Raw genomic sequence first — 23317 nt, forward strand, 5'->3', positions numbered from 1 at the left:
CGCGAATCATCGCGGTCTGCGGGGACTCGCAGCCCCGGATCGGCGACCACCGCATCCCCGCGGGCAAGCCCTCGGCGAGGTGTTGCGGGTCGAAGATCGCGACCGGCCCGACCCGGCGGCGGGCGCGCATGGTCGCGGTCAGGTTGTCGGGCCGGGTCGAGGTCACCACGACAGCGCCGGGAGCGTCGAGAATGGCCGGGATCACCAGATGCAGGCCCTTGCCGGAGCGGGGCGGGCCGATGACCATGAGCGAGTCTTCGACGGACGCCCATACGCTGGCTCCCTTGGAGACACCGAGCCGATAGCCCAGGTCCTGCGGGCGCGGACTGATCAGGCCGGGGCGGAGGCTTCTGGCGCGACGCAACAACGCCTTCTCCGATGCGGCAGCGGTGATCTCGTGCCGGGTGGCGATACCGGCCAAGCGGCGCGGGTCCTGCTCGACTCGGTGCGTGTGGCGCCGCAACCGCAACCACGCCCAGACACCGCCGGAGACGAGCGTGGCAAACAGCAGGCTGGCGACGACCCAATAGACGACCGGGTTAAGTCCGGGCGCGTCGAGCGCGGCGGCAGGGTCGCCGAGATTGAACAACACGCCAACCCCGGAGGCGGGATCGCCGGCGGGCTGGCCGATCCCGGTGAGGAACGCCGCGACCGATCCGGCGCCGCGCAGCACGAGGGCAACACCGAACAGGACGACGAGCCCGATCATCGCGGCGTTGGTCAGTTCGTCGCCGAAGGAGCCGGCCTGCCGACCCTCGCCGGTCACGGCAGCCGCCGCACGATCATTTTGCCGGAGATGCGCCCGAACAGCAGCACCTCCACGACTTCATCCGAAGCGTCAGTGGTGGTCGGGGCAGAGTCGATGAGGGCGCGGGCGGTGCCGGTTCCGGAGGCGTCGGTGTGCCCGGTGATGACGGCGACCGCCACGTCCTCGCCGGGAACGAACCCGTCGCCGGTGACCGTGTGGAACACCGGGAGCGGTGCGGGCTTGTCAGGTTCGGGTCTCGGCTGGGGTGTGCGGCGAAGGCGGGGCGCGATGATGTCGGTGAAGCTCGTACCGTCGCTCTCGCGGACCTCGACGCGCGCCGGGGTCGTTCGGTTGTTGGTGGCGCGGTCGATGATCTGCCCGAACGAGGATCGCCGCCACGGTGGGGCGAACGGGTCCGGGTTCAGTGGCTTCCCATCGACGGTCGCGGCCACCGTGCCGTCCGCGTACACGTCGAGAACGACCAGAGGGATGGATACTGGGACAGACTCCGGCTCGGGTTTCCTCATGGCCACGAGGTGAGCCAGAATCCTCCTGTAGTCGGCGGTTCAGGATTCGTGAACGTGCGGGGAACCGCCGGTCATACGTGCGGTGGTGTCGAAGGCGGCCAGCTCGGCGGGGTGGAGCTGGTGCTGCACGACGAAGCTGCGGTCCTTGATCCGCCAGAGTCCTTGTCCAGTGCCGAGTCCGGGCAGGAGGCGTCGTTCGGTGCCAGTCAGTCCAAGCGCAGCGGCGGTGGGGCCGAGCTGGTCGGTCTCTTGCCGGTACACGATCCGGGTCTCGGCGTTCGCGAGCAGGCTGTTGGCCAGCGCCCGGTTCGCCGAACCCATGTCGCCGACGTTCTCCAGGTCGGTCAGCTTGTGGAACACGAGCAGATTTGCCAGCCCGTAATGCCGGGCCAGGCGCCAGTGTGCGTCCATTCTGCGCAGCAGCGCCGGGTGTGACATGAGCCGCCAAGCCTCGTCGTAGATCACCCATCTGCGCCCGCCGTTGGGATCGAGCAGCGCGGCTTCCATCCATGCCGATGAGCACGTCATCAGCACCGATATCAGGGTGCTGTTCTCGGTGACTCGTGACAGATCGAGGCTGACCATCGGCAGCGTGGGATCGAACCTCACCGTCGAAGGGCCGTCGAACAAGCCACTGAGGTCACCGCGAACCAGACGACGCAGGGCATGGCCGACGAGCCTGCCGTCTTCAGTGAGCCGCCCATCCGGGTCGTCGGCAGGATCAGGGCGCAGGAGCCGGTCGACCACCATCGGCAGGATCGGCACGTCCGCGTCACGCACCGCTCCAATGAGGGCGGTGTCGATCGCGGTGTGTTCGAGAGGCGCGAGAGCCCGGTCCAGCACGGTCTCGGTGAGCGCGCCGAGCAGGTCACGGCGCCTCGCGGCGAGAGTCGTGGCCCACTCTTGATCCGAGAGGCCGCCGGGTCGGTAGCCCTCATCGAGCGGATTGAGCCGGTTGCCCATCCCGTGCCCGAGGATGATGGCCTTCCCTCCCACGGCCTCGGCGACGCCGCTGTGCTCCCCTTTGGGGTCACCTGGGACGTAGACGCGGTAGCCGAAGGGCAGGCTGCGGGTGTAGAGGCTCTTGGCGAGCGAGGACTTCCCGGAGCCGACGATGCCCGCCAGGATCAGGTTCGGGGCGGTGATGATGCCCCGCTGATAGAGCACCCACGGGTCGTAGACGAACGACGAGCCCGAATAGAGGTCCTGGCCGACGAACATTCCGGCTGACCCGAGTCCGGCCTCGGCGAGAAACGGGTACTGGCCAGCGAGGACGGCACTGGTGTCCTGATGCCGTGGCAGCCTGAACCGGCCCGGGGAGCGGAGCATTGCCGGGCCGAGTTCACCCGCTGGCGGCAGGTAGACGGCGGCGCGACGCTCGGCGCGTTCGGCCTCCGCTTTGGCGCGGGCCGTCTCCTTCTCCACCTGACGCTGCTCGGCGACAAGCCGAGTGGCTGCTTCTTTCCGTGCCTTGCGCAGCCGCCGCCGCTCCGATGCCGGAGCGACGAGGACAGCGGTGTGCAGCTTCTCGTCCCTGCTCACAGCGACCGCCCCCGAGTCGGTCGAAACGCGCCGCGGTCAGAACGCTCGAACCATGACGGGTCCGGCACTGCCTGGGATCGTGAGGTTGGAGGGGCGGAGAAGTGATCTTCTTCGACCAGAAGGGTCAGCGCATCGGTGTTCTGACGGGCGGCTTCGGCGGCCCATTCGGGGAACAGTCTCTGGTGCTCGGGTGTGCTGCCGGGGTTGTCGATGGCGTGCTGGTGGGCGACGCCGGCGGCGCTCAGGAACACGGCGAGGTCCCGCATCGCTCGGTCCGGGGCGACCGGGGCACCTGCGCCGGTGAACAAGTCCCGGCCTTCGAGTATCTGCCCGGTCGTGTTGTCGTCGATCCGGTAGGCGTATCTCTGGTGCTGGCCCAGCGGAGTATCGGGCCAAACCGTCAAGGTAAGCGTCCCGGCTTGCGAAGTCATGGAAGGGATGGGCTCTGTCGTGTTCATGCCCGGCAGGTGCTCGCCTGTCGTCTCCGGGCGTGGAACCTAGAGCGAGAGGCCGCGGGCCTGTTTGACCGCGGCGACGCCGGGATGTTCGAACCAGTCGCCGTCCCGGACGGCGCTGCGCCGCCCGGTCGTCTCACGAGTGGGAGCCGGGCGCCGCGCGGGAACGTGCGGCTCGCCAGCGGGGCCGATAGCGTCTTCGGCGCGGATCATGTGCCGCCGGTAGAGGGCGACGTGTCCGGCCTGCGGGTTGTAGGACATCGCGTAATCGCCGGTCTCGGCCTGCCGATCGCCCGCGTAGGCGGGTGCGGAGTCGTGGACATCTCCGCCCTCCATTGCCGCGTCGGTGCTTTCAGCGCCGTAGTCCCACTGCGACAAATGCTCGATCCCCGCCTCGACCCCTTGGGTGTCGATGAGGTCGAGCACTCGGTCGGCTTCCTCTCCTTGGAGGAACACGACACCGATCCATCGCTGCACGAGGCGATCCTGCGGGTTCCAGACGATCCGCCCCGAGTGCGTGAACGCGGCGTTGAGGTGGTCATCGGCCTGGTCCAACAGCGTGGCGGCCTGGTGCAGCTCATCGGCCGCCGCCAACGCGGCCGCACCGCCGGCGGTGTGGTCGTGGGCGTCGTCGGTGACGTGATCCTGTCGGCTCAGGTGGGCGCCTGCGAGCTGGTCGAACACTTGCCGCATGGCGCGTATCCCGCCCAGCAGCTCGCCGATCACCGCGTAGGTGTCGGATGGGTCCTCGAAGGTGCGGCTGGCGTGCGCGAGCGCTCGCAACGCCTCGTAGGCTTCGCTGGCATCGCGGGCGGGATCGGTGAACGTGGGCATCGCTGGTCTCCCTCGGCGGTGGGTTGGATGCCTGCAAGGTGCGCCCCGTGGTCACACGATTCGGCACAACGGGAGCGCTGCGGCGGTGAACGCCGCAGCTTGCTGGCCGACGAGTCTTCTGGTCTCGCAGGACGCTTGGATCGCGGATTGCTCGATCGCGGCGGTTGCTGCTTCGAGTTCGTCGAGCGTGGGCGCAGAGATGCTGATGAGGCCGGAGACGCGGAGCACTCCGTGTCCCGCCGTCAGGTCTGCTTCCTGTTGGAGCACGTCTTGGTACTCGGCGGTCTGCGCGGCGTCTTCGATCTGTCCCATCCGTGCGCGCTGGGCCGCGTCGCTGATGTGCTCGACCTTCTTCTTGCGGATGTCACGCGCGGCTTGGTCGGAGCGCATCGGTGTGTAGATCAGTGACACCGCGCGTTGGATGCCGGTCGAGAGCAGCACAGGGGCGAGGAAACCGGGATAGACCATCGAACGAGGCCACTCCGATACCCACATGACGGTGTGCCAGGCGGAGTCGGTGCGCAGGTTGCCCCAGGTCTCGGTGACCGCAACCGGGCCGGCGGCGGCCAGCTCTTGGCCGAGCCTGCCGTGCCGTTCCAGCGTCGCGGCCACGGCTGGGTCATAGGCCGAGCGCAGGATCACAGCGACCTGGCCGGGTCCGAGCCACCCGACAGGGGTCAGGTCCGCCGACCGCAGCGCCGCAGTGAGCGTCGCCATCTCCTGCCGGAGCATCGCAGCTGCGCCACGAATGCCACCGCCGGCAGTCCTGATCTGCCGGGCCGCGGCCTTCATGTCCAGCGAGAGACTGATCGTGGTGGCGTGACGTTCCCCGGCGGGGCCGGCTCGTTCGATCAGTTCGGCGTAGGTCTGGGACGCCCAGGTGTCGTCGGCGGTGCCGTGCTCGGCCCACCACTCGGCCAGCCCGCTGCCGGAGTCGGGCAAGGTGCGTTCGAGCACTTGCAAGGTTGCGATCCGTCCGGACCGGCACACCGTGGCGAGCACCCGTCCCCACGCGGTGACCCGCCGTTCCTGCTCGCCGGGGTCCAGCAGCACAAAGGCGGGATGGGTGACCTCGCAAACCACGGTGAGCGTGGCCCGGTGAGGATCGTGGACCATGCACGCCCCGGTCTCGGGGTCCAGATGCTCCCGGAGCCGGGCCATGTCACCGGGCAGCGCAAGATTCCCCACAGGGCGCGGCTTGACGATCCGCCGGCGATACAGCAGTTGGCCGCCGGTGGTACGCCACAGCCACCAGCAGGCGACCGGAAGCCATTCGACCATCGGCCGCCCGGCGATGGGCAGCCAGGTCAGCACCGCGGCGAGCAGCCACACCGGTGCGGTGTAGGCCAGCAGCACTCCGGCCCCGCCGTAGAACGCCGCCAGCAGCGTCAGCCCGCCGATACCGAGGGTGATGAGCTGCGCGACCGAAAGCCCCAGCAGCACGCCCCGGCGGGTGAGGCGGCTGAACTTCATCGGAGTCAACTCGCCCCCAGGCGCCTTCCGTTCCGTCGTGCTTGGCATGATCCGTCACTCCTTTCCTGTCGGCGGCGGGCCGGACTTGGGCGGTGCGGGGGTTCGCGGTTGCGGTGCCGAGGGTGGCGGGGGCGTGTTCGACGGCGCGGTCCCGCTGCCCTGTCCGTCAGCGCCGCTTGCGGCGGTCTCTGCTTGACTCGCGACCGCCTGACCTGCCTTCGGCCCCGCTTCGGCTGCGCCCTTGATGACCTGTGCGCCGACGACGACCGCAGCAGCCGGTCCCGCAGCAGCACCGGCTCCCGCTCCTGCACCGGCACCGCCGGCTCCGGCGCCCGCACCGGCCCCCGCTCCGGCACCGCCGTTGGCGGCGCCCGCGGCTGGCGGAGGGGTCTTGGGCGGTGGAGTCCCGCCTAATCCGCCGCCGGGACCGCCGCTCGGGTCATCGAGGACCTTCTTGGGCTCGCTGCCGCCCTGCGGCTTGGACGGGATCGGGAGCGGACGGTTGAGCGCGTTCTTCGCCTCCTGCTCGGTGCCCATCTGCTGGTAGACATCGAAGCCGAGGAAGGACACGAAGCGGTAGACCATGTACGGCGCGAACGCGGCGATGCCCATGAGGACGATGCCGGTGATGGGCTCGGTGACGGCGGCGATGTCCAGTTCGATCGGGGTGGCGATCTGCGTGATCGCCAGCAAGAAGATGACGACGAGCACGAGCTTGGACACGATGAGAGCGATCACGAACGCGGCCCACTTGGCGATCCACCCCTTGGTGGCGTCCCAGGACGCTCCGGCGAAAGCGATGGGTGCCAGGACCACGCCGACCAGCAGCAGCGCCTTGCGGATCAACAGGCTGAACCAGACGATCGCGACTGCGGCGATCATCAGTCCGGCGAGGAAGATGGTCACGATCGCACCGACTCCGGGTGCAGCGATGTTGATGCCGCTCAGTCCCGCCGCGAGCAAGATGATCTTGTCGCCCATCGTCCCGGTGGTCTCACCAGACGCCTGGATGATGCCGATGCAGAGCTGATCCACGATCTCCAGCGCGAGCGCAGTCAGCGTCACCACGACGAACGCTCCGAGCACCGATTTGCCCGCGCCGAGTGCGGCTCTGGCCAACGCGGTCGGGTCTCGGCGGATCAGCCCGGTGATGAGCTGGAGACAGAAGAAGATCAGGACGAGGAAGACCCCGATCCCGAAGATCAGGTTGTAGACGCTGGTGAACCCGTCCGTCTGGACATCGACCAGCGTGGTCGTGTCGAACACCGACCACATCGCTTCGATCAGCCACCCGGCCGCCCCGCCCATCGCTTGGGCGAGCCAGTCGAACGGGGCCGCCACTACCGTCGCGGCGGCCTCGCCGGCCACGTCGCAGACGGTCGAGATGATCGGCACATCGCAGACACCCATCACGAATCTCCTGTTGTGTGGGCCGGCCCTATACGGCCTGGCCCACGTCCCAGAAGAAGTTCACGAGCGTCACCGCCGCACCGCAGATCACCGCGGCGCCGCAGGAGATGAGGACGCCCAGCTTGCCCCTGCCGGACAGGTGGGGGTTCGAGCTGTTGGCGCCGTAGGCCCAGACGATCGCGGAGACGATCAGCGCCAGGACGCTGAGGATCAGGCCGACCGTCATCACGGCGCCGACGACGGTGCGGAGCTGTTCGATGCCGGGCAGTCCGGAACTGTTGGGGTCAATATCGATCACGGCGGTTACTCCCTCGCAGATACAGATGGCTTATGGCGGCGAGGTGAACCAGGAAGCGCCTGGCGTGAGCAGGCATGGGAAAGGCCCGCCCCAGCAGGGAGCGGGCCTGTGGCCGGCCAGAAGGTCAGAGCTGGTTGCCGAGAGCGATGAGCCAGTTCACCCACGCGACACCGGCACCGGCGAGCGCGGCGGCACCGACGCCGACGAGCACCCCGACCCGGCCCTTGGAAGCAAGGGAGTGATTGCCGTGCGAGGCTCCCAGTGCCCAGCAGATCGCCGAGACGATGGTCATGAGCACCGCAACGATGAGCACGATTGTCAGCAGGGCTCCGATGACCTGTTTCAGATCGCCGATGCCTCCGAGTCCGTCGAAGTCGGGGAAGACGCCCATCACGCACCCGCCTTGACGGTGACGTGCAGGTGGTCGTAGTGGCCTCCGGTCACGTTGCCGGGGTCGTGCGTCCCGCCGCCGTTATATGGTCGCCAGCCTTCGGCGGCGCGTGCGAGGGACCAGATCTTGCCTTGCCAGATCAGGTACTCCACGCCCAGGGTCCCGGCGTGGTCTTTCATCCAGTTCGTGGCCCGCCATCCGTCCTCGAGTTGCACGGGTGTCGGATAAGTGCCGATCCGGTTTCCGAACGTGATGTCACACGCCCGGCCCAGCGGATGCTCTGATGTGGTGCCGGGGCGGGGCGAGTAGCAGGCCCAGGACGTGTCGGGGAACGCGGTGCGGGCCTGGGCCATGAGGTGCGCCATCCGCCTGGTGATCTGCCCGTCGCTGGTGGGGTCATCGACCATCTGATCGGGGTCGCCGTCCGGCGGCATGGGCTCGCCAGCCGTGCCGCCGGAGGTGCACCCGTTCGGGCTGCCTGCCGTGGCTTCGGATAGGTCGGCTGCGTTGTGGTCGTTGAGCCACGCTGCGGCATCAATGGCCTCGCCGTTGGTGCCGCCGGGACGGACCTCGAAATGCAGATGCGGCCCCGTGGAGTTGCCTGAGCTGCCGACATCGCCGATGTGCTGCCCGGCGACCACCCGGTCACCGCGCGAGACATGGATGCTGTGCTGCCACATGTGCGCGTACGCGGTCGCCACTGTCACACCGTTGATCTGATGTTCGATGACGATCAGCCCGCCGTAGCCGCCGGAGAACTCGGCCACGGTCACGGTGCCGTCCGCGGCGGCAAGGATCGGTGTCCCATCAGGTGCGGCGAAGTCCGTGCCGGTGTGGAACGAGGCTTCCCCTGTGATCGGGTGGATGCGCGGCCCGAACGAGGACGTGAGCACCCACGTTCCCTCGGGCAGAGGGAACACGACGCGAGCGGACTGGGCCACCGGACCCGCAGCGACCACGACACCGGCTGGGCCGGCCTCGCCCCTGCCGCCGGATGCGCCGGCAAGGGCGCTGAGGATGGCTTCGGCGACCGGCTCGAAGTTGCGGTATCGATCCGGGTAAGCCGACACCTCGACGGCTTGGGCGGCTTCGCCGGGGTCCATCTGCTGCCAGCCCGGAATGTCCAGCAGACCACGCGGACTCGGGTAGTTCGGGCCGGTCGGGCCGCCGAAGAACGCCCGCGCCTGGTACTGCGGGTCCATCAGCTCCGCGACGGTGCCCCAGCCCGACTGCGGTCTCATCTGGAACAGGCCCAGGCTGTCGTGATCCGACCCGTTGCCGTCGTTCGGGTAGTTGCCGCTCTCGGGGTAGGCGCCAGTGTTCGCCAGCATCCGCAGGGTGCTCTCGGAGAGCGCCGCCATCAGCGCGATCTCGACTCCGGGGCGACCGATGCCCTCGATCCCGCCTCCGATCATGATGATCGTGGCCGCGTGCGTGAGCTGGGTCTTGTTCAGGGTGAACGTGGTGCCGTCTGCAGTGGTAACGCTGAGCGAGTCGGGCACGTTGCCGACCGTGACGCTGCCACCGGGAACGACGCAGTTCGCGGCGGCAGGGTTCATCAGTACGCCGATGGCGAGCAGGACGCTGGCCGGCCCGAACATGACGAGTGCGAGCCCGAGGATGAGAAGCTTCTTGACCACGATTGGCCCCTCACCGAAGCGGATTGTCGAGCTGCGACAAACGCAGCACATGACACAGGCCAGAGCTGAACTCCGGTGCTGGCGGCGGGCAGGCCAGGAAGACGGTGAACGACACCGGATGCTCCGAGGTCACCGGGTCGCCGTTCCAGACGCCCTCGCGGTGACGGGTGCCCTCGATGGTGACCGCGGTGGCACCGGGCGGGAGCTGGCCCGGCTGTGCTTGCTCGACCGCCTGATCCCAGGCCTCGGGCACGAACGACGACTCGATGGTGAGGTGCTGGATCGTGGCGTACTTGCGCAGCTCCATCCACGCATCACGGGTCGGCAGGTAGCCGGCGACGTCAGCGGCGAGGCCAGCCTGCTCATGGCCGGAAGGGTCCCCGACTTCCAGGATCGCGGCGGAGTAGTCCAGCGGCATCAGCCCGGAGCCGGTGTCCCAGGCGAACAGCGCCTCAGCGACGTTGCGGGCGAACTCATCCGGGTCGTTCGAGGGCGCAACCCGCGGCGGCCCCGACCTACTCGGCTCGGGCTCACCCGACACGGGCACCGTAGGGGCGGCGTCAGGGCGAGGGATGCTGGGCTGTCGCGGGCCAGTGACGAGCCCGTACACGCCGACCCCGACCAGGAGCAGCAGGACAAGGCCGACGGCGATCACGGCGATCAGGCGGCCACGGGACCAGGAGGCGAGATTCGTCTTCATGCCCGCCAGGTGAGCCCGCTTGCGACCGGGCGGCACGGGGAGCGTCAGAGAGCGCGCAGCAACGGCCGGTCCGACTGTGTTGTGGTGCGGGCGGCCCGGAGCCGCTCTGCGAACTCGACGGTGCCCGCGACCGTAGCGAAGAACGCTTCGGCCTGCTCATCGGCAAGTTCGGCGGCCAGCTCGTCCACGTCGTAGTGGGTCCACCACGCTTCCAGTTCGCCCCAGGTCAGCGCGAACGCGCGCACCGGGAACCGCGCCGGCTGATCGTCCTCGGTGATCCGGTGACGAGGCGGTGTCGGTGGCTTCTTGGTCTTGGTGGCCTTGGCCGCGTGGACGCGGGCCAGGGCTTCATCGGCCAACTCGTGCAACCTGCGGTCCCGTTCCGCGTCGTCCTCTGCATGCGCGTCGCGGATGCGCTGGAAGACCGGGTTGACCGGCGCGCCAATCTCGATCTGCGCCAGCCCCTCCCGCGCTTGCGTTCGCAGCGCGTCGGCGGCGGCCGGGTCCTCGGCCAGACGTTGCAGGAATCCGATCTGCTCCAGCCGCGTGTAGGAGGACGAGCCGGTCACCATCCGTGCTGCTTGCGCACGACTGTCTCCGACAGGGTGAGATGGTGATGGTCCCGCCGAATCGGCGGGACCATGTTTCCTAGGCTCGTGACCATCTCGGAACTGGGTCGCGGCTTTTCGTCGGGCGGCGTCCTCGGCAATGAGGTTCTTGATCTCGCGGTACAGCCCGGCGGCCTCGATGGGTGTCAGCGGCTTGTGGAGCTGATTGTCGTCCTGCTCGGCCAGCAGGTATCCGAGCCGGTCCGAGATGCCCGATCGCACCCAGACGCTGACTCGCCGCCAGCCGAGCTGCTTGATCGCCGCAAGCCGGCGTGCCCCGCACACCAGCGTCCCGTCCGGGGTGATCGTTGGGGGCTGCAACAGGCCGTCTCGGTCGATTGACGCGGCCAGCGCGTCGGTGTCGCCCAAGTCCGTGCGGTGCCGGTGCCCGACAGTGATGGAGTCCACCGCCCGCTCCAGCTCGATGTGTCCAGCAGGTGCGCTCATCCCGCACCCTGCGACTTCCTTGCGGTCCACTTGTTGGTGCCCGGTACAGCCAGGGAGAGGGTGAGCACGAGGTCGTCGTCGCGCAGCAGAACCGGCAGTGTCTCGCCGATCAGCAGTCGCAGCAGCACGCCCCGACCCGCGCCGGTCGCGGTGAGTTCGGACAACGGGCTGCCCAGTAGCGCACGCAGCAGCACCGCCCAGGACCGGCTGGGCAGGTCGAGCAAGGCGCGGGCGTGCTTGTCGCGCCGCAGCGTCTCATAGGCGGTGTGCCGGTTCCCGACACGGGTCAGTGCCACGCCGACGTGCTCCACTGCTGCCCGCGCGGTGCCCAGCGGCCAGCCCAGCAGTACCAGCAGCGTGATCGCTTCCTCCACTGCCGCGCTCGCGCTCGTCACCCCTGAGCCGTCGCGTCCCGGCTCAGCACTGTCGTCATCATCACCGTGGTGAGGATCGGTGACGTGGAAGGCGGAGTGGTAGTCGTCCAGCGGGTTCTCACGGTCAGAGAGTCGTTCGGGGTTGTGGAACACCGAGTAGCGGGGGCGGCGCGCCTGGTGCGTCGAGCACAGCAGGCCTTGGCCGCGTTCCTCGGCTATGCAGGTGATCCGCACCGCGTGCGTGACGACCGCCCACGGATCATCAGCGGTGCGGGCGGCCTTGGTGCGCATCACATCGAACGCCGCTGACGCGGCCTCCCACGGATCGAGGTGATGCTTGTGCGCGAGAGCCGCGTACTTCTGGGCCGCGAACGCCATCAGTTCCGCCGCCACCGGGTCGTGCTCCCACGCGCCGCGACCGGCCTCGTGGAGCCTATTCAGCAGGGCGCGCAGTCCCTCACTGCCGCGGTAGTCCTCAGTCGCCCGGTCGTTGCTGATGCCGGTCGTCGTGGTGTCGTTGGTCATGGTCGAGGCACCTCCTGGCGGGCAGGTGCACCCGCAGGCGACTGCGGGGTCGGCCTTCACCAACCGGGTGTCCACGACTCATCACCACCCTCGGCTACCTGATCCCGACCCCGGACCGGATCTGGCCCTGATCGGTTACGCCACGACGCCCGAAGGCCGACAGCGGCGGCAGTTGCCGGGCACGCTCGCCCGCCCACCGGGCACCGGCCACAAGCGGAGTCCGCAGCCGGTGACTCCCGACGGCGGTGAGGTCGATGCCACGCCGGGACAAAGCCCCACCGCCGCGGGCGAACAGGTCGCTCGGGCGCACCCAGTCCACGCCCCGGCCCCGCACCTGCGCCAGCTTCTCCTTCACGGCCGTGCGGGACGCGGCGTCCTTGATTGCGTCTGGCGTTCCCGCCGCCTCCGCCTCCTCGGTAGGGTTCGGCGTCGTCCGTCCCTGCGGAGCCTGTTCCGGCTCGCGATGCCGGCGGTACTGCTCCGCCGGGTTCGTCTGGTCCTGGTCGCTCATGGCGTGGCTCCTTCCCTCACGGGCTCAGACCCGGACGGGTCGGCCTCATTGCTCTGGTGCGCGTCGGGATGCTCGGTTCGGGGCAGCCAACGGCCGACCGTCGAGGGATGCACCCCCAGGTGCCGCGCGATGGCCTTGTTCGACCACTCCTGCTCGCGCAACTCCGCCGCCCGCGCCCGACGATCCGGCTCACCGTCCTCATCCGCCTCGGCCGTGCCAGACCCGGCAGACGACGACACGGCCGGTGCGGTCTCGACCTGTGCCGCCACGACCGGGACAGGCTCAATCCCGCCCGAGGTCTCTGGCGCATCCGCACGACGCGCAGCGGCTCGGGTCAAGACGACGGTCAGATGGGTGATCGCCAGCAGCACCACCGGCGGCACCGCGGCGACCGCCGCAGCGAGCGGACCGGGCACGTCGGCGTCAGCGGCGACGACCGCGTGTAAGGAGTTCGCCGTCACCGACACCGCTGCACCGCCGATCAGCAACGTCCACGGATACCAAGCTGCCTTCTCGCCGGCGAGAGCAACCACCGCGACGGTAGACACGACGATCACACCATCGACGATCAGCGGCCACGCCCACGCCTGCCCGGCCCCGATCCCGGCGCGGTGGGCGAGGTCGGCCAACGCAGTAAAGGACAGCCAGAACGCGCCGGCTGCGATGAACACTGTCCCGGCAACCGACGTGACCACCGCCCAGCGCCGCCCTCGTACTCTGTTCATCCCAGACCCCTCGCCGCGCCCGCCCGCGCTGCTGGATCACGCCGAGCGAGTCCGCCAGCTGGCGGACTCGCAGAGGCGGCGGAGCGTTCCCGGCGGACGGCTCTGGCGCCGACGCTGCGATAGGCGCTGTAGACAGTGCGAGTGATCTCCCGCTCCCCGAAATCGGGCTGCTTGGCTCGCGCCAGCGCATCCAGGGCATCGGCCACCGGCACGTTGCCCTCGGCCAGACGGCACGCGGCCCAGAACAGCCTGTAGTTCCGATCGCCCTTGACCTGCCGGGACAACCACGCGGCCAGCCGGTCCACGTCCTCCCGCCCCTTTACCAGCCGCCCCTCCCGCACCGGGCGACGTGGCGGTGGCGGATCGAGGAAGTCACGAAGTCGCACGGCATCCACCGGCTCCACCGCACCGACGGCAACCTGCTCGACTCGATACGGGATGCGTGCGCCGTCCAGCCGGACCACGGATGGCGGGGCGATGACATAGCCGCCGTCCCCGCGACAGTCAACCCCGGCCTTGCCGACCGCCCACGACCGTTGCCCACGGGCAGGGTCGGCCGGGAAGTAGGCATGCTGACCGCCGGAGGGAGTGGTCACGGTCGCCAACGGCGCCGGAATCAGACCGGCGCGAGCCGCGCGAGCGTAAGCCGCATACCCGTCGACGCCGTGCACGTCCACGTCGATCACGACCAGACCAGAAGCGGAGCCGGTCGGGATGCCGATGTTCGCGTCCGGCTGCCAGCGCCACCACCCCTGCACCCGGCGCAGATCGGTGGTTGCGCGCTGGAAACCGGATGCAACGATGGGTGCCTTCTCGCCGGGCACGCACGGAAACACCGGCACACCGGACCGCGCCAGTACGTGCGCGGCATCAGGCAAGGGCAGACCGTCGAGCCAGTCGAACACGGCGGCGACAGCATCCGGGGCGACCATCACAGCCCCCGCTCCGGCACCGCCTGCACGCTCCGCGGCTCGCGCTCGGGCAGCGGCTCGACCCGAGGTGCCAGCTCCGGCGCCTGCTCGGGCGCAGGGCGTTCGGGGCCGTCAATACGCAGCGACACCGGGTTGCCATTGCCGACCTGGATCGTATCGAGTTGTCCCAGAACCTCGGTAGCCGTGCGCCGCACCTTCTCGCCTGTGTCCCGAATAACCTGCACCGGGTCCTTACCATCCACGCTCGCCGCCCACCCGGCCACATAGGGAATCGTGTAGTCACTGGTGTCCATGCCATGCGCGGCCGCGATCATCAACGCCACCGACTCGGCCTCGACCTCACCGATCCCGCGATGCTGGCGCGCCTCCTGCTGGTCCGGCCCGTGCAGACGGACATGACCCAGCTCATGCGCGAGAGTCTTCACCTGCGCGGCCGGGTCCATATCCGTGCGCACCAGCACCTGCCGGGTCTCGTAATCGGTCATGCCGTTCGCGCCGCGCATCGCGTCGCCGTCCGGCATCCGCAGCACCTCGAATCCCAGCGACTCAACCTGCGCAGCCAGCCCCTCCCACAAACCAGCTGGCGCCTCGCCGTCCAGCAGCTTCGGACGCGGCAGCTCCGGCAGCTCGGCGCCGTGAGTCCGCGACACATCCCACACATGAGCCGGGACAACACTGACGATCCGACGCTGCACCACCTCACCCGGGCGCGGCTTCTCGCCCTTCGGCACTCGTCGCCACGAGGCCGGGTCCTTCGGGGTCGCCGTTGCGAACCTCACCCGAACCGGAGCACGAATCTCATAGCCTCCGCCGGCCTCAGCCCAACGGCCCATCTTCTTCCAGTCCTGAAACCCCGCCACCCACGTCGGCGTCGGAGTCGGCACCCGGCCCTGCTCGTAGGCCTCCAAATGTTGGGTCCAGATCAATAGCGTGTTGTTGAACGAACGGGAGCGGAACCTAGCGGCGAACTCCATGGCTCGCCGCCAATCCTCACCCGACACCAGTTCCTCAACCGAACGCACGATGCGCTCTTCGAGCGCTTCGAGTTTCGCCTCCCGCGTCTCGTTCCTCGTAGCCATCACCTGACCTCCCTCCGCCAGGGCCGCCCCAGGGATGGAGCAGCCGTGCGACCTTGAGGTACGCCGGGCGGATCAGGAGACAGACGGGCCAAGAGCGAGACAGTGGCCGTCAGGCTCCGCGATGAACCCGACGAGTTTCTCCTGGACTACCTGGCTGGAAGATGCCACGAGCCTGAGATCCGTCGAACCTGCGTGTATCAGCGGGGAGGACGCGTGTTTCACCCGGAGGTTGAGTGAGCGTGTGCGCGGCTCAATCTCCTGTAATCAGTGGGTGTGACGCCGATGCTGCGGCGAAACTGACGGGTCGCGAAGTCGGCGTCGCTCCACCCTACTTCTCGGGCGATCACCGTGATCGGCGCGTCCGTCGTGCGTAGAAGCGCCGCCATTTGTTCTGTTCGTATCATCGTCAAATAGGCGATGGGCGACTTGCCGAAGGCATCGACAAACAAGCGGTTGACTTGCGACTTCGATAAATGCACTTCATCAGCGAGCTCCGCCACGGACCACCGACGAGACGGCTTCTCGCGTAGCAGACTGGCCACGCTTCGGGCCTCGGTGCGAAGTGGTCGAGACCCGCGAATACGCGGAGCTGTCGGCCATGTTGTCGCGCGCTGTGTCGAGGACACTCGGACGTTGGAGATCCTGACGAAGGGCACGATCACGTGTGCGATCGAGAACCAAAGGGCCTGCATTCTGTAGAAGTTCGGAATCGGTTGGTCTTGAACGGCCAGTCCGACCAATTCATCAAGCCACGGCATGAGCATGCCCGCGTGGCTCTCTCCGAGGCGGAGAATCTGCGCCGGATCGGTGAAGATCGTCGCAGCGAAATCGTGGGCGTCGAGGCGGTCTTGCAAGAGGCCGACGTGTCGCCAGAATATCTGGTCGATCACATAATCCGTATCGACATAGATCGTCGTGATGGTGAAATGCTCCTCTGGCTCGACACCGCACAGCACGTTCGCGCCGAGGAGCACCACATCACCGATGCGGACTGGCCGCTCGCCAAACTCACTCAGGACGATCGCGGACCCGTCGCGCACAAAAATGAGTCTGATCCAGTCAAAGGCGACCGGATCGAGCGGCCGATGCAGTGTCGATGTGGCCGCGTGCAGTGGAGCGAACTCAGCGGCACCACTGTCCGCAGCGGGCGATGGTCTCATCACGGCGGGTCGCCTCACGCCTCGACACAGTTCACCCCGAGCAGTGCCTTGACTTCGGAGTGCAGATCGGCCGTCACGTTGACCGGATATGGCGGGAGGGTAAGGAGTGTCGCGCTCTTCTCCTTGAGTAGTCGGATTCGCGCTTCGGTGTCGCCTCTGTGGCGGCTCAGTATGTCGCGAAGCTCTTTGATGACCGGCTCGGTTGCAGTCGTCTCCTGCATGACGATCACGAATGGCTTGTTCGCCATGTTGTCGGCCGACTCGATTTCCTCCGCGCCGTCGGCGTGGATCGTTACACCATCGTCGCGGACTCCCACTCGTCCGCTGATGCGCATGACGGAATCTGTTTGAAGCGATGATGAATAGGCTTGGTACGTCTTTCCCGTGAACATCACGGCGACTTCTCCGCCGAGGTCTTCGACGCGGACGATCGCATAGGGATTGCCTGACGCCTTGGCGACGCGATGTTGGACACTCGTGATCAGTCCGGCGATGTTCACCGACTTACCGTCGCGTGGAGTGGCATCCCCGACCAGGCTGGCGATCTGCGTGTCAGCGCGCTGAGCCAGGACATGTTCCAGCCCGCGCAGGGGATGGTCGGAGACGTAGAGGCCGAGCATCTCGCGTTCGAGTGCCAGTTTGTCCTTCCTTTCGTATTCGGGGAGAGCCGGTACCTCTGTGTCGAATGAGAACTCCGCGTCATCACCGAGGCCGGCGAACAGGTCGAGCTGGCCCCGAGCCTCTTGGCGCTTCAAGCCGGCCGATACGTCGACAGCCTCTGGGTGGATGGTGACTAGCGCGCGGCGCGTGTGGTCGAAGGAGTCGAACGCGCCCGCTTTGATGAGGGACTCGACGGTCCGCTTGTTTGCGACCTCCAGGGGGACCTTGCGCAGAAAGTCGTGGAAGCTCTCGAACCGACCGCGCTCACCGCGAGCCGTGATGACCTGGTCGACCACGTTGGCGCCGACGTTGCGGATGGCTTCGAGTCCGAACCGGATGTCGTCGCCGGCTGCGGCGAAGTATCGGCCTGACTCGTTCACATCGGGGGGCAGCACCTTGATGCCCATGCGCCGCGTCTCGTTCAGGTACAACGCCATCTTGTCCTTGGACTCGCCGACACTCGTCAGTAGCGCAGCCATGTATTCGGCCGGATAACGCGCCTTGAGGTACGCGGTCCAGTAGCTGAGCAACCCGTATGCGGCGGAGTGCGCTTTGTTGAAGGCATAGTCAGAGAAGGGCAACAGGATGTCCCACAGCGTCTGCACCGCGTCCTGGCTGTACCCGTTGTCCTTCATGCCGGCAGAGAAGGTCTCGAACTGCTTGTCGAGCTCGGCTTTCTTCTTCTTGCCCATCGCGCGCCGTAGTAAGTCCGCTTGCCCAAGGGAGAAGCCAGCGAGGACCTGGGCGATGGTCATCACCTGCTCCTGATAGACGATCAGGCCGTAGGTCTTGCCGAGAACGTCCGACAGCGGCTCGGCCAACTCGGGGTGAATCGGCGTAATCTCCTGTTGCCCCGTCTTGCGCAGCGCGTAGTTGATGTGCGAGTTCGCGCCCATCGGCCCTGGCCGGTACAGCGCGCCGACCGCGGTGATGTCCTCGAAGTGATCCGGCTGGGCGAGTCTCAAGAGAGATCGCATGGCGTCGCCGTCGAACTGGATGACGCCCAGCGTGTCGCCGCGCCTGAACAGCTCGAACACGGCGGGATCATCAAGCGGGAGGTCGTCGAGGGAGAGGTCCTCGCCTCGGTTGCTGCGGATGTTGTCCACCGCATCGCTGAGGATGGTGAGGTTGCGCAGCCCCAGGAAGTCCATCTTGATGAGTCCCAGCGACTCGCAGGCGGGATAGTCAAACTGGGTGACGATCTGTCCGTCCTGTTCCCGCTTCATCAGCGGGATCACGTCCAGTAGGGGTGTGCTGGACATGATGACACCGGCGGCGTGGACGCCCCACTGTCGTTTCAGTCCCTCTAAGCCGACGGCGGTGCCGTAGACGGACTTCGCCTCCGCATCGGTTTCGATCAGCGTGCGGATTTCGGCCGCTTCCGCGTAGCGTGGATGATCGGAGTCGAAGATTCCGGCCAAAGGGATGTCCTTGCCCGACACGGTTGGAGGCATGGCTTTGGTCAGCTTCTCGCCCGTGCTGAACGGGTACCCCAGGACTCGGGAGCTGTCTTTCAGTGCTTGTTTCGACTTGATGGTGCCGTAGGTGACGATCTGCGCTACCCGGTCGTCGCCGTACTTGTCGGTGACGTAGCGGATGACCTCGCCCCGTCGGCGGTCATCGAAGTCCACGTCGAAGTCGGGCATGGACACGCGATCGGGGTTTAGGAAACGCTCGAAGATCAGGTCATGGACGAGCGGGTCGAGGCCGGTGATCCTCAACGCGTAGGCGACCATCGAGCCCGCACCGGAGCCGCGTCCTGGGCCGACGCGGATACCGTGATCGTTGGCCCAGTTGATGAAGTCGGCAACGACGAGGAAGTAGCCCGCGAACCCCATCTGCAGGATGATCCGCGTCTCATACTCGGTTCGGTCGCGGACCTCGGCACTCACTCCATCCGGGTACCGTTCGGCCAGCCCTCGATTGATTTCCTTGACCAGCCAGCTTTCCTCGGTCTCCCCGTGTGGAACCGGGAAGTGAGGCATGTAGTTCGCCGTCGTGTCGAACTCGACGTTGCATCGCTCGGCGATGAGCAGCGTGTTGTCGCAGGCCTCCGGGTAGTCACGGAACAGGTCGCGCATCTGCGCAGCGGATTTGAGATAGAACTCGTCCGCGTCGAACTTGAACCGCTTCGGATCGTCCAGAGTGCTGCCGGACTGGACGCAGAGCAATGCGGCATGACTGGTCGAATCCCCAGCGCCGACGTAGTGCAGATCGTTCGTCGCCACGAGCGGCAGTGAGAGCTCCTTGGAGAGCCGGATCAGGTCGGTCATGATGCGACGCTCGATGCCGAGGCCGTGATCCATGACCTCGCAGAAGTAGTTGTCCGCCCCGAAGATGTCGCGGAAGTCGGACGCCGCCTGCCGGGCTTCCTCGTACTGTCCTAGGCGAAGTCGCGTCTGTACTTCACCGCTGGGACATCCGGTGGTGGCGATCAGTCCCGTTCCGTACTGGCTCAGCAGCTCACGGTCCATCCGAGGCTTGAAGTAGTAGCCCTCAATCGAAGCGAGAGATGACAACCGGAACAGATTGTGCATCCCCGGGGTGCTCTCGGCGAGCAACGTCATGTGCGTGTAAGCACCGCTACCGGACACATCGTCGCGGGAGTCCCCGCCGTTCCCCCAACGGACACGAGAGCGATCCTGCCTCGCGGTTCCCGGAGTCAGATACGCTTCCGTGCCGATGATCGGTTTGATGCCGGCGTCCGTCGCCGCGCGCCAGAACTCGAAGGCACCGAAGACGTTTCCATGATCGGTCATCGCGATGGCTGGCATCTCCTGCTCTACCGCAGCCGCGATCAACGGGCTGAGCCGCGCGGCGCCGTCGAGCATCGAATACTCGCTGTGCACATGCAGGTGGACGAATGACTTGGGCGATGTCACAGGCCCCGCCCTCGCTTCGCCTGGGCGATGACCACATGCATCTCAAACTCCGATCCACAACAAGATGTTGACTCTCTCGATCGAACCAAGCAGCCCCCTGTGCTGACAAACAACTGCGCCGCCGGCGAGCCACAACCAATAGTTGTGTTGATAGGCTGGCATCGTGGATGTTGAGGGAGTGCGAACGTTCGTCGCAGCTGCCGACCTGGGACAGTTCCAGGAGGCAGCGGTCGACCTTGGGGTCACCCAGCAGGCAGTCTCCAAGCGCATCGCCGCGTTGGAGCGTCAGCTCGGTGTCGCCCTTTTCACTCGCACCCCGCGCGGCACTCAACTCACCGTTGATGGCCAAGCGTTCCTACCCCACGCTCGCGAGCTGCTACGGGTCGCGGTTCGCGCGGCAGAGTCAGTACAGCCCGAGAAGAGAGCACTGAGAGTCGATGTCATCCACCGCCGAATAGCGCCGGCCGTCGTACTCCAGGACTTCCACAGGGCCCACCCTGAGGTCGGCCTTGATGTGGTCACGCTCGCCAATGGCAGCAGCGTCGATGCCGCGATCAAAGCGATAGGCGACGGTGTGATCGACGCATCGTTTCGGGCGCTGACGGTCCCGTGGAATCGGCTTCCCAAAGGAGTCATGGCTACCGCGGCGCTCAACTCAAAGCTGGAAGTGCTCGTCGGGCCGCACCACCCACTCGCGAACCGGAAACACTTGTCCCCGAAACAGCTCGCTGACCACAGGGTCTGGATTCCGGGAATCGTGGAAGGAACCGAATGGGCCGCCTACTACGAAGATTTCGCGGGCGCCTTCGACCTCACGATCGACGCGCTCGGCCCTCATTTCGGTGACGAAGCGCTGATGGATCAGCTCGCTGAATCTGCGAACCTCGCGACAATCGTGGGGGACCGAGACCGCTACCTCTGGCCCGCGCAGTACGACCTTCGCCGCATCCCGCTACGAGCGCCCACGCCGATGTATCCCTACTCGTTTCTGTGGCTCAGCTCGAACCCGCATCCCGGCCTCGTCGCGTTGCGGTCCTACCTGGACGCGATGGTCCAACCCGAAACGAACAGCGAGGATGTCTGGTTGCCCCCAGGGGCAACGGTCTGACGGCCCTACGCGCTCAGGACTCGGGTAATCCAGTTCTTCCTGGTCGCGACCGCCTGGGCTGAGACCTCTGAGTCGGGTGCGAACACATCGAACCCGTGGAAGCCCCCCGCCCACACATGCAACTCGGCTTGACCCCCAGCGCTCCAGATAGATGTGGCGTAGGCAACATCCTCATCGCGGAAGACCTCGGCACTCCCACAGTCAATGTATGTCGGGGGAAGCCCTGATAGGTCGACAGCTCGCGCTGGAGCGGCGTAGATGGATACGTTCTCCGAGCCTCGGCGATCGCCGAGCAGTGCGGACCAGCCGGTGACATTGCTTCCTCGGCTCCACGTTCCGACTCCATCGAATTGGCCCGTTGAAACAGTGCTGTCCCTATCATCGAGCATCGGGCACATCAAGAGTTGAGCACACAAAACAGGGCCTTGACGGTCCCGTGCAAGAAGAGCAGTCCCGGCCGCAAGGCCTCCGCCGGCGCTCACTCCTGCGACCATGAGGCGTTTTGGGTCGATGCCCAGTTCTTTGGAGTGGGCGGCTGTCCAGACGAGGCCGGTGTAGCAGTCTTCGACGGGCGTTGGATCTGGATGCTCTGGCGCAAGCCGATACTCGACCGTGACGATCACCGCGTTGAGGCGTTGCGCCCATTCGGCCAAGCCCAGCACTCCGTTCCATCGGTCGCCCATGACCATCCCGCCGCCGTGCACGTAGTAGATGCCGGGGCCGATGCCGGTGCGCTCAGGGCGATGGATCACGCTGAGAACAATCTCGGTTCCGTCGTGGCCCGTCGCTGCTACGTCGCGCGCAACAAGCCCCATGTCTTCGACGGCGCTGCGGGATGCGCCAGGCGTCTCAATTCTTCGAAACTCGGGAATCATGTCGGCAGTCAAGGTCGCCGGTACCGAGTCTGCGATCGCCGCTGCAACGGTTCCCAGCTCGGGATCGAACGGTGGGCGTGCGTTACTCATCAGAACTCCTTTGTCCGGATTGCTCGGCTGCTACCCGAGAGCAGTTCCCCAACTTCCTCCGCGCCGAAAACTGATACAACTAATCGTTGTCGTTCGATCTCACCAGAGGTGATAGTTCGGCGTCAAACAACAAGGCTGACGGTCGCTCACAACCATTGGTTGTGCTACTTCTTCACGGCGTGGCCGCTATGAGTGTCGAGGTTGTCGCCTTCATCGCCAGATGGACTGCCCGGCCCGCTTGTAGTGGCAGCACACCCATTGCCAAGCGCGTTGGTCTGCTGATTTCTTGTGAGACCGAGGGACGGTTCGATCACCCAGTCGGCAGGAAGGCCCATGAGCCATTCGATAAACGCAGGCGACGGGCGCGGCCCACCATCCGCTGTCAAGAGGGCGGGCGCTGGTGCTGGTCGTCCGGTGACGTGTTCCCATTGGGCGATGGCCTGGGCATAGCGTCCCCAGTGGTGAAGATGTCCTCGATCAGGGACCACAACGTCTCCGCTTCGCCGCTCTTGCTCCACGAGCCACTCGGTCCGTTGAGTGCCAGATCGATGATCTGGTGCGAGAGCGCGATGGTCCCTCGTCTTGCCCGCACCTGCTCCAGAGATTCCCGGCCTCGGGTTGAGTCCGTGGCGAGGGGGGGTCTGAACAGCACCTTTGCGGTGGGCGATGATGAAGATGCGCAGCCTGGAGTGAGGAGCGCCGACCAGGGACGCTGGTAGGCCGATCCATTGTGCATCCATCCCGAGGTCGGCCAGATCGCCGAGTACGGCGCCGGCTGCCCGGAGAGGTCGAGTTGTGCCGTCTCCCAGACCCTACGGGTCGGATTCCAGGTCGCGAAGGGTTGCATCGCCGAGGGTTGCGGGGTCGGGGTTGCGTTGCGCATCGTCGTTTCCTTCCAGGGGCGTGCGGACGGCGGGGGAGGACAGCAAGCCGCGTACGTTCTCGATGACGACGAGTTGGGGTTGTAGCGCGTCGATCGCTTCGGCCATGTGCGACCAGAGACCGGAGCGGGTGCCGGGTGCGAGACCGGTTCGTTTGCCGGCCGTGGAGACGTCCTGGCAAGGGAATCCGCCGCAGAGCACATCGACCGGAGGAACGTCGCGCCAGTCGATGCTGGTGATGTCTCCCAGATTGGGGATGTCGGGCCAGTGATGGGCGAAGACGCGGGCCACGTGTTCGTTGTTCTCGGAGAACCAGACCGTCTCGGCGCCGAGGGCGTGTTCGACGGCGAGGTCGAGCCCGCCATAGCCGCTGAACAGGGAGCCGACGCGGAGCGGGTGGTCGTGGTTGTTGGGGTCGAGCATGGGGACTCCGGCTGACGAG

The 23317-nt window shown here is 66.7% G+C and carries 22 protein-coding genes; 1 reads left to right on the plus strand and 21 read right to left on the minus strand.

Annotated elements, in window-relative coordinates:
- The 19 genes from QZ258_RS10360 to dnaE all read right to left on the minus strand — a co-directional run.
- Positions 1–709, minus strand: a 709-nt coding sequence (locus QZ258_RS10360) for a type IV secretory system conjugative DNA transfer family protein (protein WP_294181308.1), incomplete at its 3' end; no start/stop codon positions are given.
- 53 nt (positions 710–762) lie between these two features.
- The gene (locus QZ258_RS10365) at positions 763–1275 is read right to left on the minus strand and encodes a hypothetical protein (RefSeq protein ID WP_294181267.1); all 513 of its coding nucleotides are present in this window, start codon (positions 1273–1275) and stop codon (positions 763–765) included.
- 39 nt (positions 1276–1314) lie between these two features.
- A complete protein-coding gene (locus QZ258_RS10370) occupies positions 1315–2817 on the minus strand; it encodes an ATP-binding protein (RefSeq protein WP_294181269.1) in 1503 nt (500 codons plus the stop codon).
- Positions 2814–3248, minus strand: a complete 435-nt coding sequence (locus QZ258_RS10375) for a hypothetical protein (RefSeq protein ID WP_294181270.1) — start codon at positions 3246–3248, stop codon at positions 2814–2816. Before QZ258_RS10375 ends, QZ258_RS10370 begins: the two co-directional genes overlap by 4 nt.
- A gap of 66 nt (positions 3249–3314) precedes the next feature.
- Positions 3315–4106, minus strand: coding sequence for a hypothetical protein (locus QZ258_RS10380; RefSeq protein ID WP_294181271.1), 792 nt, complete (start codon positions 4104–4106; stop codon positions 3315–3317).
- A gap of 51 nt (positions 4107–4157) precedes the next feature.
- Entirely contained in the window at positions 4158–5579 is a 1422-nt protein-coding gene (locus QZ258_RS10385; RefSeq protein WP_294181272.1) for a PrgI family protein, read from the minus strand.
- Between the two features lie 54 nt (positions 5580–5633).
- Positions 5634–6989 (minus strand): conjugal transfer protein TrbL, encoded by a 1356-nt coding sequence (locus tag QZ258_RS10390; RefSeq protein ID WP_294181273.1) that lies wholly within the window; start codon positions 6987–6989, stop codon positions 5634–5636.
- A gap of 28 nt (positions 6990–7017) precedes the next feature.
- Positions 7018–7287 (minus strand): DUF6112 family protein, encoded by a 270-nt coding sequence (locus QZ258_RS10395; RefSeq protein WP_294181275.1) that lies wholly within the window; start codon positions 7285–7287, stop codon positions 7018–7020.
- Between the two features lie 124 nt (positions 7288–7411).
- On the minus strand, positions 7412–7678 hold the full coding sequence (locus tag QZ258_RS10400) for a DUF6112 family protein (protein ID WP_294181309.1): 267 nt from the start codon (positions 7676–7678) through the stop codon (positions 7412–7414).
- Positions 7678–9318 (minus strand): M23 family metallopeptidase, encoded by a 1641-nt coding sequence (locus QZ258_RS10405; RefSeq protein WP_294181277.1) that lies wholly within the window; start codon positions 9316–9318, stop codon positions 7678–7680. The genes QZ258_RS10400 and QZ258_RS10405 overlap by 1 nt, the downstream gene beginning before the upstream one ends.
- Positions 9319–9328: 10 nt before the next feature.
- Positions 9329–10018, minus strand: a complete 690-nt coding sequence (locus QZ258_RS10410) for a hypothetical protein (protein WP_294181278.1) — start codon at positions 10016–10018, stop codon at positions 9329–9331.
- 44 nt (positions 10019–10062) lie between these two features.
- Entirely contained in the window at positions 10063–11073 is a 1011-nt protein-coding gene (locus tag QZ258_RS10415; protein ID WP_294181279.1) for a ParB N-terminal domain-containing protein, read from the minus strand.
- Positions 11070–11972, minus strand: coding sequence for a hypothetical protein (locus QZ258_RS10420; RefSeq protein ID WP_294181280.1), 903 nt, complete (start codon positions 11970–11972; stop codon positions 11070–11072). Before QZ258_RS10420 ends, QZ258_RS10415 begins: the two co-directional genes overlap by 4 nt.
- A gap of 94 nt (positions 11973–12066) precedes the next feature.
- Positions 12067–12483: a hypothetical protein gene (locus QZ258_RS10425; RefSeq protein WP_294181282.1), complete on the minus strand. Its 417-nt coding sequence runs from the start codon at positions 12481–12483 to the stop codon at positions 12067–12069.
- A complete protein-coding gene (locus QZ258_RS10430; protein WP_294181284.1) occupies positions 12480–13208 on the minus strand; it encodes a DUF2637 domain-containing protein in 729 nt (242 codons plus the stop codon). Before QZ258_RS10430 ends, QZ258_RS10425 begins: the two co-directional genes overlap by 4 nt.
- Positions 13205–14113: a bifunctional DNA primase/polymerase gene (locus QZ258_RS10435; protein ID WP_294181286.1), complete on the minus strand. Its 909-nt coding sequence runs from the start codon at positions 14111–14113 to the stop codon at positions 13205–13207. The genes QZ258_RS10430 and QZ258_RS10435 overlap by 4 nt, the downstream gene beginning before the upstream one ends.
- Before the next feature lie 26 nt (positions 14114–14139).
- Positions 14140–15219: an ImmA/IrrE family metallo-endopeptidase gene (locus tag QZ258_RS10440; protein WP_294181287.1), complete on the minus strand. Its 1080-nt coding sequence runs from the start codon at positions 15217–15219 to the stop codon at positions 14140–14142.
- Between the two features lie 218 nt (positions 15220–15437).
- Positions 15438–16379 carry an AraC family transcriptional regulator gene (locus QZ258_RS10445; protein WP_294181310.1) on the minus strand — a complete coding sequence of 314 codons (942 nt, stop codon included), beginning with the start codon at positions 16377–16379 and terminating at the stop codon, positions 15438–15440.
- Positions 16380–16393: 14 nt separating this feature from the next.
- On the minus strand, positions 16394–19921 hold the full coding sequence (dnaE, locus tag QZ258_RS10450; protein WP_294181288.1) for a DNA polymerase III subunit alpha: 3528 nt from the start codon (positions 19919–19921) through the stop codon (positions 16394–16396).
- Between the two features lie 163 nt (positions 19922–20084).
- On the opposite strand from dnaE, the gene QZ258_RS10455 reads away from it, so the two are divergent.
- Positions 20085–21029, plus strand: a complete 945-nt coding sequence (locus QZ258_RS10455; RefSeq protein WP_294181289.1) for a LysR family transcriptional regulator — start codon at positions 20085–20087, stop codon at positions 21027–21029.
- Positions 21030–21034: 5 nt separating this feature from the next.
- Here QZ258_RS10455 and QZ258_RS10460 read toward each other — a convergent pair whose 3' ends face one another.
- The gene (locus tag QZ258_RS10460) at positions 21035–21994 is read right to left on the minus strand and encodes an alpha/beta hydrolase (RefSeq protein ID WP_294181291.1); all 960 of its coding nucleotides are present in this window, start codon (positions 21992–21994) and stop codon (positions 21035–21037) included.
- 812 nt (positions 21995–22806) lie between these two features.
- Positions 22807–23298, minus strand: coding sequence for a DNA cytosine methyltransferase (dcm, locus tag QZ258_RS10465; protein WP_294181292.1), 492 nt, complete (start codon positions 23296–23298; stop codon positions 22807–22809).
- Between the last annotated feature and the right edge of the window lie 19 nt (positions 23299–23317).

The organism is uncultured Schumannella sp., from assembly GCF_905479755.1.
GTDB lineage: Bacteria > Actinomycetota > Actinomycetes > Actinomycetales > Microbacteriaceae > DCRR01.